Annotated in this window: 7 protein-coding genes and 1 pseudogene; 2 read left to right on the top strand and 6 right to left on the bottom strand. The window is 71.5% G+C overall.

The genetic code is table 11. The features are described from left to right. On the bottom strand, positions 1-761 hold a 761-nt coding region (locus CCS38_RS34775), incomplete at its 3' end, for a TIGR01777 family oxidoreductase (protein ID WP_223737614.1). A gap of 38 nt (positions 762-799) precedes the next feature. Here CCS38_RS34775 and CCS38_RS34770 point away from each other — a divergent pair. Then, positions 800-1,312: a GNAT family N-acetyltransferase gene (locus CCS38_RS34770; protein WP_223737613.1), complete on the top strand. Its 513-nt coding sequence runs from the start codon at positions 800-802 to the stop codon at positions 1,310-1,312. A gap of 112 nt (positions 1,313-1,424) precedes the next feature. Here CCS38_RS34770 and CCS38_RS34765 read toward each other — a convergent pair whose 3' ends face one another. Beyond that, on the bottom strand, positions 1,425-1,949 hold the full coding sequence (locus CCS38_RS34765; RefSeq protein ID WP_223737615.1) for a DUF4240 domain-containing protein: 525 nt from the start codon (positions 1,947-1,949) through the stop codon (positions 1,425-1,427). A gap of 144 nt (positions 1,950-2,093) precedes the next feature. Here CCS38_RS34765 and CCS38_RS34760 point away from each other — a divergent pair, with 144 nt between their 5' ends. Next, the gene (locus tag CCS38_RS34760) at positions 2,094-3,041 is read left to right on the top strand and encodes an SDR family oxidoreductase (RefSeq protein ID WP_223737612.1); all 948 of its coding nucleotides are present in this window, start codon (positions 2,094-2,096) and stop codon (positions 3,039-3,041) included. 7 nt (positions 3,042-3,048) lie between these two features. Here the strand turns inward: CCS38_RS34760 and CCS38_RS34755 are convergent, their stop codons facing one another. The 4 genes and pseudogenes from CCS38_RS34755 to sucB form a co-directional block, all read right to left on the bottom strand. Then, positions 3,049-4,023, bottom strand: a complete 975-nt coding sequence (locus tag CCS38_RS34755) for a helix-turn-helix transcriptional regulator (protein ID WP_223737611.1) — start codon at positions 4,021-4,023, stop codon at positions 3,049-3,051. 236 nt (positions 4,024-4,259) lie between these two features. Next, positions 4,260-6,935 (bottom strand): pyruvate dehydrogenase (acetyl-transferring), homodimeric type, encoded by a 2,676-nt coding sequence (gene aceE, locus CCS38_RS34750; protein ID WP_223737610.1) that lies wholly within the window; start codon positions 6,933-6,935, stop codon positions 4,260-4,262. Positions 6,936-7,230: 295 nt separating this feature from the next. Next, positions 7,231-7,854, bottom strand: coding sequence for a GntR family transcriptional regulator (locus CCS38_RS34745; protein ID WP_223737609.1), 624 nt, complete (start codon positions 7,852-7,854; stop codon positions 7,231-7,233). A 146-nt stretch (positions 7,855-8,000) separates the two neighbouring features. Continuing rightward, a pseudogene (sucB, locus tag CCS38_RS34740) lies at positions 8,001-8,951 on the bottom strand (2-oxoglutarate dehydrogenase, E2 component, dihydrolipoamide succinyltransferase); the annotation flags it as partial. Positions 8,952-8,973 lie beyond the last annotated feature (22 nt).

The raw sequence follows: 8,973 nt of genomic DNA, 5'->3' as shown, positions 1-8,973 counted from the left end.
GGTGGGGGGACGGTGAGGAGGGTGGGGCGATGGAGGACCTTTCCCATGGCGGCCGTTGCCGCGCGGTTGGTGACCGGCTCGGGGGCCGTGAGGTTCACCGGGCCCGACAGGTTCTCGTCGTCGATGAGGTGGCGCAGGGCACGGATGTGGTCGTGGAGGGAGATGTACGACCAGTACTGGCTGCCGTCGCCCAGGCGGCCGCCGAGTCCCGCCTTGAACAGCGGGAAGAGCCGGCCCCAGGCGCCGCCGGTGCGCGAGACGACCAGGCCGGTGCGCGGGAAGGCGGTACGGATGCCGGCTTCGACGGCCGGCTCGGCGGCCGCCTCCCAGTCGACGCAGACCTTGGCGAGAAAGTCGTCGCCGGGCGGGGCGGTTTCGTCCACCGGGCGGTCGCCGGTGTCGCCGTAGTAACCGATCGCGCTGCTGCAGACGAAGGAGCGCGGCGGGGTGTCGAGGGAGGCGAGGGCCTCGGCGATCGTGGCGGTGCCGAGCACCCTGCTGTCGCGGATCCGCTTCTTGTGGGCGGGCGTCCAGCGGTGGTCGCCGATGCCGGCGCCCGCGAGGTGGACCACGGAGTCGCAGCCGGCGAGCGATGCGGCGTCGACGGTCTGCTGTTCGGGATCCCAGGCCACTTCGTCGGCGGCGCGGGGCGCGTGCCGGACGAGGCGCAGCACCTCGTGGCCGTCCGCGCGCAGTGACTGCAGAAGAGCCGTGCCGATGAGACCGGTCGAGCCGGTGATCGCGATCCGCATGGTTCCCATACTGCCCGTGGCGGCGCACGCGTGGCACAGTGACCGGCATGCCCGAGCCGATCGTACGTACTGCCGTGCCCGCCGACGAGGCGGCGCTGGGGGCGCTGGACAGGCGGACCTGGTCGCCGCTGCACTCCGTTCAGCCGCGCCCGGAGCCGCCGTACGACCCGTTCTTCGACGCCTGGCACGTGCCGGACGACTTCCTGGTGGCGGAGGTGGACGGTCGGACGGCCGGGTACCTGCGCCTGGTACGGCCGATCCCGCTGGCCTCCAATGCCCATGTGCGGCAGATACAGGGCCTGGCCGTGGACGAGTGGGCGCGCGGCCGCGGGGTGGCCCGCGCGCTGCTCGACGCGGCGATCGGCCGGGCGGTGGCGGAGGGCGCGGAGCGGATGACGCTGCGGGTGCTGGGGCACAACGCGCCGGCCCGGCGGCTGTACGAGTCGGCGGGGTTCAGGGTGGAGGGCGTACTGCCGGGGGAGTTCCGGGTGGAGGGGCAGTACGTGGACGACGTGCTGATGGGGCGGTGGCTGGACGGGGCCACAGCCACAGCGGGCTGAGGCACTCCGCCGCCGTACGGACCACTCACCACGGACACGGACCACGGACACTGGCCACGGACCGCAGCCACGGACCACGGACCAAGGCGGACCGTGCCGTCGGCCTTGCCCCCTACGACTCGCCCCGGAAGCGTTCCCACAGGGCGGGGAAGCGTTCCTCCAGGGCCGCGTCGTCCTCGAAGTCGATGACGGTGCCGAGTGGTTCGCGGGGTGCGGGGGCGAGGCCGAGGTCGGGCATCACGATGCCGGTGAGGCGTTCGTACGCCTCGTCCGCCGCGTATCCCAGGTCCTCCGCGTCGCCGTCCTCCTCCTCGTCGAAGTCCGGGAGGAGGTCGGCCAGCCGGTCGGGGTCGTGCAGCGAGCCCTCGAAGACCTCCCGGCCCTGGCCGATCAGCCAGCAGCGGAAGTAGTCGAAGGCGTCGTCGCTCGCGCCGTCCAGCAGGATCGCGGCGGCGGCCCACAGGTCCCAGGTGTACGCGCGGTTGTAGCGCGCCTCGAAGTGCCGGGCGAAGTCGATCACGGCGTCGGGATCGAGTCGCATCAGCCTCTCGATCAGCAGATCTGCCTGTTCCTCGGGGTCGTCCTCGGCCGCCTCGCGGGAGTCGTCGATGAGCTCCCAGAACTCCGTCTCGTCCATCACAGGGTCAAGCATCCAGCTTGCCGCCCGGCCGCGCACGCGGAGCGCGGGCATCCGTCCGGGTCGTTACCGACACGGAATTCACCGGAAAAGCGGACAGGAGGTGACGGGATTGGGTGCGAGGGTCGCGGTATGGAGAGCGAAATGCGGAACAGCACGGACAGCGACGGGCAGAAAGGACGGGCGCTGGCGGGCAGGGTCGCGCTGGTCGCGGGGGCCACGCGGGGCGCGGGCCGGGCGATGGCGGTGGAGCTGGGCCGGGCCGGCGCGGTCGTCTACGTCACGGGGCGGACGACGCGGGACCACGTCAGCGAGGTGGGCCGGGCGACCGAGACGATCGAGGGGACGGCGGAGCGGGTGACCGCCGCGGGCGGTGAAGGGATCGCGGTACGGGTCGATCACCTGGAGCCGGACCAGGTGCGGGCGCTGGTGGAGCGGATCGAGCGGGACCACGGGCGGCTGGACGTGCTGGTCAACGACCTCTGGGGCGGTGACCGGCACGTCGAGTGGGACAAGAAGGCGTGGGAGCACGACCTCGGCAAGGGGCTGCGGGTACTGCGGCTGGGCGTCGAGAGCCACCTGATCACCAGCCGGTACGCGCTGCCGCTGCTGATCCGGCGGCGCGGCGGGCTGCTCGTGGAGGTGACGGACGGCACGGCCGAGTCCAACCGCGAGTACCGCAAGCCGCTCTACTACGACCTCGCCAAGAGCGCGCCGATCCGGATCGCGCGGGACCTGGGGGAGGAGCTGGCGGAGTACGGCTGTACGGCGGTCTGTCTCACGCCGGGGTGGCTGCGTTCGGAGGCGATGCTCGACACGTACTTCAAGGTGACGGAGGAGAACTGGCGGGACGGCTGCGCACAGAACCCGCACTTCGCGATCTCCGAGACGCCCGTCTTCGTGGGGCGGGCGCTGGCGGCGCTGGCCACCGATCCGGACGTGGCGCGGTGGAACGGCCAGTCGCTGTCCAGCGGCGGGCTGGCGAAGGTGTACGGCTTCACGGACGTGGACGGCTCGGCGCCGGACGCCTGGCGGTACATGAAGGAGGTGCAGGGGCCGGAGAAGCCGGCGGATGTGACCGGGTACCGGTGATCCGCGGCTACTCGTACAGGCCGGCCATCCGCCGTGCCGCCTCCGCGAACCGTTCGCGCAGCTCCGGCGGCCCGAGCAGCTCCGCCTCCGGGCCGAGTCCGAGCAGCTGGCTGTAGGCGACGTCGGGGGACTCGACGGCGAGGGTGACGGTGATCCGCCCCTGGTCGTCGGGGGCCCCGGCGGCCGCTATGGCTTCCGCGGCCGCCGTACGGTCCGTCACGTGCGGGAGCCAGCGCGCGCCCGCGGGCGTGAGCCGTACGGTCACCTCCGCGCGCAGAATCGAGCGGGCGAACTGGGCGGCCCGCTCCTCCCAGAAGGCGGGCAGGTCGAAGTCCGGGTCGCGGACGAAGCGGTCCTCGCCGGTGGCGACGGCGAGAAAGCGGTCGACGCGGTAGACCCGGAAGGAGCCGGTGCCGTCGCCCGCGCGCGCCGCGAGATACCAGACCCCCGCCTTCAGGACGAGTCCGTACGGCTCCAGTACCCGTTCGACCTCGGTGTCCTTGCGGGCGTAGCGGGCCGTCAGCACGCGGTCGTCCCACAGGGCCTCGGCGATGGCGGGGAGCAGCGCGGGGGTGCTCGGTGCCTGGTACCACCCGGGCGCGTCCAGATGAAAGCGCTGCGCGGCGCCCGTCGCGGCGTCGCGCAGCTCGGGGAGGAGGGCCGCGGAGACCTTCAGGCGGGCGGCGGACGCGGCGTCGGCCAGGCCCAGCTCGCGCAGCGCAGCAGGCACGCCGGAGAGGAAGAGGGCCTCGGCCTCGCTGCGGCCGAGGCCGGTGAGGCGGGTGCGGTACCCGCCGATGAGGCGGTAGCCGCCGGTCCGGCCGCGGTCCGCGTAGACGGGGATGCCGGCCTCGGAGAGGGAGAGGACGTCCCGGGCGACCGTGCGCTCGGAGACCTCCAGCTCGCGCGCCAGCTCGGCCCCCGTCATCGAGGGCCGGGACTGGAGCAGCAGCACCATCTTGATCAGCCGGGCGGCACGCATGGGTTCATGATGCCGCGCGGCACTGACAACCGGTCGGCGACAGCCGGCCGGAACCGCTGACGACCAGCGGAGAAAGGTTCCCGTGCGGAGGTCCGGGCGCGGGTGGATTGCCTCCGCACGGGAGTGGTGGGGCGTACGGGCACGCGGCCCGTACGCGGGAGGGGTGGCGCCGGGGCTCCCTCACGGCCCCGACGCCCACCGGAGCGCTACGGCCCCGATGTTGCTTCAGGCACGGCTCACAGGCCGTACTTCTCGGCGGCCTCCTTGACCGTCTCCGCCTTGACCTCGCCGCGCCGGGAGAGCGCCGCGAGGACCTGGACGACGACGGACTGCGGGTCGACGCCGAAGTGGCGGCGGGCGGCCTCACGGGTGTCGGAGAGGCCGAAGCCGTCCGTGCCGATGGAGACCCAGTCCTGCTCGACCCAGGGGGCGATCTGGTCGGGCACGGCCCGCATCCAGTCGCTGACCGCGACGACCGGGCCCTCGGCACCGGCCAGCGCACGGGTCACGTAGGGCACGCGCTCCTCGCCCTTCAGGCGCGCGGCGTCGCACTCCAGCGCGTCGCGGCGCAGCTCGCCCCAGGAGGTGGCGGACCACACGTCGGCGGCCACGTCCCACTCCTCGGCGAGTATCCGCTGCGCCTCAAGGGCCCAGTGGATCGCGGTGCCGGAGGCCAGGAGCTGAGTGCGCGGGGCCTTGTCGGTCGCGCCCTCGGCCTCCTTGAAGCGGTACAGGCCCTTGACGATGCCCTCTTCGACGCCCTCGGGCATGGCCGGCTGCTGCTTGGGCTCGTTGTAGACGGTGAGGTAGTAGAAGATGTCCTCGGGGTTCTCGCCGTACATCCGGCGCAGACCGTCCTTGACGATCACCGCGATCTCGTACGCGAAGGCCGGGTCGTAGTTGAGCGACGCCGGGTTCGTGGACGCGGTCAGGTGCGAGTGGCCGTCGGCGTGCTGGAGGCCCTCACCGGTCAGCGTCGTACGGCCGGCCGTCGCGCCCACGATGAAGCCCTTGCCGAGCTGGTCGGCGAGCTGCCACATCTGGTCGGCGGTGCGCTGCCAGCCGAACATCGAGTAGAAGATGTAGAACGGGATCATCGGCTCGCCGTGCGTCGCGTACGACGTCGCGGCGGCGATGAAGTCGGCCATCGCGCCGGCCTCGGTGATCCCCTCGTTGAGGATCTGGCCGTCGGTGGCCTCCTTGTAGTACATCAGCTGGTCGCGGTCGACCGGCTCGTACGTCTGGCCCTTGGGCGAGTAGATGCCGGCCGACGGGAAGAGTGACTCCATGCCGAAGGTACGGGCCTCGTCCGGGACGATCGGTACCCAGCGCTTGCCGGTCTGCTTGTCCCGCATCAGGTCCTTGACCAGCCGGACGAAGGCCATCGTGGTGGCCATCTCCTGCTTGCCGGAGCCCTTGTACAGCGCCTTGAAGGCACGCTCCTCGGGCTCGGGCAGCGCGGCGGAGGCGTGGAGGCGGCGGGCCGGGGCCGGACCGCCGAGCGCCGCACGGCGCTCCTGGAGGTAGCGGACCTCGGGGGAGTCGGCGCCCGGGTGGCCGTACGGCACCAGCTCCTCGTCCAGCTTGGAGTCCGGGATGGGCAGGTCGAGCAGGTCCCGCATGGCGCGGAACTCCTTGCCCGACAGCTTCTTCATCTGGTGGTTGGCGTTCTTGGACTCGAAGCCGGCGCCCAGGGTGTAGCCCTTGACGGTCTGCGCGAGGATGACGGTCGGCGCGCCCTTGAAGTCGACGGCCGCCTTGTACGCCGCGTACACCTTGCGGGCCTCGTGGCCGCCGCGGGCGGTGTGGAAGCACTCGGCGATCTTCGCGTCGGTCAGCAGCTTCGCCATTTCGACGAGGGCCGGCTCGGCGCCGAAGAAGTGGTCGCGGATGTAGGCGACGTCGCGGGTGGCGTACGTCTGGAACTGCGCGTCCGGCACCTGGCGCAGCCGGCGGACCAGCGCGCCCGTGGTGTCGAGCTGGAAGAGCTCGTCCCAGGCGGAGCCCCACAGGGATTTGACGACGTTCCAGCCGGCGGCGCGGAACTGCGCCTCCAGCTCCTGGACGATCTTGAAGTTGGCGCGCACCGGACCGTCGAGGCGCTGCAGGTTGCAGTTGATGACGAAGGTCAGGTTGTCCAGGCCCTCACGGCCGGCCAGCGCGAGGGCGGCGGTCGACTCGGGCTCGTCCATCTCGCCGTCGCCCAGGAAGGCCCAGACGTGCGAGTTGGCGGTGTCCTTGATGCCGCGGCCCTGGAGGTAGCGGTTGAAGCGGGCCTGGTAGATCGCCGACAGCGGGCCGAGGCCCATGGAAACGGTCGGGAACTCCCAGAGCCAGGGCAGGCGCCGCGGGTGCGGGTAGGACGGGAGGCCGTTGCCGCCGGCCTCCTGGCGGAAGTTGTCGAGCTGCTGCTCGTTCAGGCGGCCGTCGAGGAAGGCGCGGGCGTAGATGCCGGGCGAGGCGTGGCCCTGGATGTAGAGCTGGTCGCCGGAGCCGTCGCCTTCCTTGCCGCGGAAGAAGTGGTTGAAGCCGGTCTCGTACAGCCAGGCTGCGGACGCGAAGGTCGCGATGTGGCCGCCGACGCCGAACCGCGAGCCGCGGGTCACCATGGCCGCCGCGTTCCAGCGGTTCCAGGCGGTGATCCGGGCTTCCATCGCCTCGTCACCGGGGAACTCCGGCTCGTCGGCGGTGGGGATGGTGTTGACGTAGTCGCTCTCGAGGAGCGGGGGGAGCGCGCTGCCTTCGTTGCGCGCGGTGTGCTCCAGGGCGCGGCGCATCAGGTAGTCCGCGCGCTGCGGGCCCGCTGCCTTGGTGACGGCGTCGACGGACTCGCGCCACTCAGCCGTCTCCTGCGGATCCCTGTCCGGGAGCTGGTCGAGCTGGCTGTACGGAGAACGTACGGGATCGGGCATGGGTGGCCCCTTTCCGGACGGAGGGAGGGAGGTGCGAGGTTTTGCTGGCAGGCAGGGTGTCGCGCCCCGAGGGAGGACGATACGCCCCTGATCGATGATCGATCAACGCTTCCGGGCGGAAAAACCGCAGGTCGGCACGGGGTGCCGCGCGTTTGGGCACCGCGTGCCAGCCTCAAATGAGCTCGCGGAGGCTCACTCCGCTAAGGCCCGTTACCCGCCGTCAAGATCCTTCTCGCCTCTCCGTCAAGATCCTCCGAAGACCCCGCCGGCCCGTCCCGCAAGATCCTCCGGCCCCTCAGACGCGAGGTGCGCAGCTCAGGACGTGTGCCTTGAGGATTTCGCCGATCTTCGGGTCGCGCCGCCGGAACGCGTCGACCAGATCCTGGTGGTCCTGGGCGTGCGAGCGGGGGTCGGGCGAGAACCAGCGGATCGACAGCGTCGTCCACACCTCCACGCCCAGCGACTCCCAGGTGTGCAGCAGGACGTCGTTCCGCGCGGCCTGAATGATCTCACGGTGGAAGGCCACGGTGTGCCGTACCTGTGCCTCGCCGTCCCCCGCCGCGTCGGCCGTGGTGAGCGCCGCGACCTCGCGCTCCAGGGCCGTCGCGTCGTCCGCCAGCCGCCCGGCCGCCAGCTCCGCGGCGACCTGCTCCAGCCCCGCCCGGACCGGATAGCTCTCCTTCAGGTCGGCCGCGGTCAGATTCCGTACGCGTACGCCCTTGTTCGGGGCCGACTCGATCAGCCGCAGGCTCTCCAGCTCGCGCAGCGCCTCGCGTACGGGCGTCTGGCTGACCTCCAGCTCCACCGCGATGCGCCGCTCGACGATCCGTTCGCCCGGCTGCCAGCGGCCGCTGACGATCCCCTCGAGGATGTGCTCGCGGATCTGCTCGCGCAGCGAATGGACGACGGGTGGGGTCATGCGGGTGCTCCTTAGCGGCGGACGGGCCGGCGCACGGGACGGGCAGGCCAACGGTTCATTATCTGCGGGGACGCAACGGGGGACGGCCCCGGTTCGTACGAACCGGGGCCGTCCCCTTCGTCACACCTGCTGAGGGCCGTTCGGGATCAGAGACCGATCTCGGTCTCGAACTCGGCGGCCTCCAGGATCTGCTTGACCGTGGTCAGGTAGCGGGCGGCGTCCGCGCCGTCCACCAGACGGTGGTCGTAGGAGAGCGACAGGTACGTCATGTGGCGGACCGCGATGGTCTCGCCCAGCTCCGGGTGGTCCACGACCACCGGGCGCTTGACGGTGGCGCCGATGCCCAGGATGGCGACCTGGTTCGGCGGCACGATGACGGTGTCGAACAGCGCACCGCGCGAGCCGGTGTTGCTGATGGTGAAGCTCGCGCCGGACAGGTCGTCCGGGCTGATCTTGCTCTCGCGGACCTTGCCGGCCAGCTCGGCGGTCTTCTTGGCGATGCCCGCGATGTTCAGGTCGCCGGCGCCCTTGATGACCGGGGTCATCAGGCCCTTCTCGTTGTCCACCGCGATTCCGACGTTCTCGGAGTCGAAGTACGAGATGGTGCCCTCGTCCTCGTTGATCCGGGCGTTGATGACCGGGTGGGCCTTCAGCGCCTGGACAGCGGCCTTGACGAAGAACGGCATCGGGGACAGCTTGACGCCCTCGCGGGCGGCGAAGCCGGCCTTGGCCTTCTCGCGCATCCGCATGATCTTGGTGATGTCCACCTCGACCACGGAGGTCAGCTGCGCCTGGCCGTGCAGGGCCTTCATCATGTTGTCGCCGATGACCTTGCGCATCCGCGGCATCTTGACGGTCTGGCCACGCAGCGGCGAGACCTCCAGCGCCGGCGCCTTGGGCGCGGCGGAGGCGGCCGGGGCGGCAGCGGCCGGAGCAGCGGTCTTCGCGGCCTCGGCGGCGGCGATGACGTCCTGCTTGCGGATGCGGCCACCGACGCCGGTGCCCTTGACCGAGCCGAGGTCCACGCCGTTCTCCTGGGCCAGCTTGCGGACCAGGGGGGTGACGTAGGCGCCGTCGGGCTCACCGGCCGGGGCGGCCGGTGAGCCCGACGGCGCCTAC

Origin of the sequence: Streptomyces purpurogeneiscleroticus, from assembly GCF_020024005.1 — a bacterium.
GTDB lineage: Bacteria > Actinomycetota > Actinomycetes > Streptomycetales > Streptomycetaceae > Streptomyces > Streptomyces purpurogeneiscleroticus.
This window is presented reverse-complemented; position numbering and strand designations above follow the sequence as displayed.

Excerpts from the sequence above, each read along its gene's own strand:
- CCS38_RS34755 (WP_223737611.1), bottom strand. The coding sequence starts at position 4,023 with ATGCGTGCCGCCCGGCTGATCAAGATGGTGCTGCTGCTCCAGTCCCGG.
- CCS38_RS34745 (WP_223737609.1), bottom strand. The coding sequence starts at position 7,854 with ATGACCCCACCCGTCGTCCATTCGCTGCGCGAGCAGATCCGCGAGCAC.
- CCS38_RS34760 (WP_223737612.1), top strand. The coding sequence starts at position 2,094 with ATGCGGAACAGCACGGACAGCGACGGGCAGAAAGGACGGGCGCTGGCG.
- CCS38_RS34765 (WP_223737615.1), bottom strand. The coding sequence starts at position 1,949 with ATGGACGAGACGGAGTTCTGGGAGCTCATCGACGACTCCCGCGAGGCG.
- CCS38_RS34770 (WP_223737613.1), top strand. The coding sequence starts at position 800 with ATGCCCGAGCCGATCGTACGTACTGCCGTGCCCGCCGACGAGGCGGCG.
- aceE (WP_223737610.1), bottom strand. The coding sequence starts at position 6,935 with ATGCCCGATCCCGTACGTTCTCCGTACAGCCAGCTCGACCAGCTCCCG.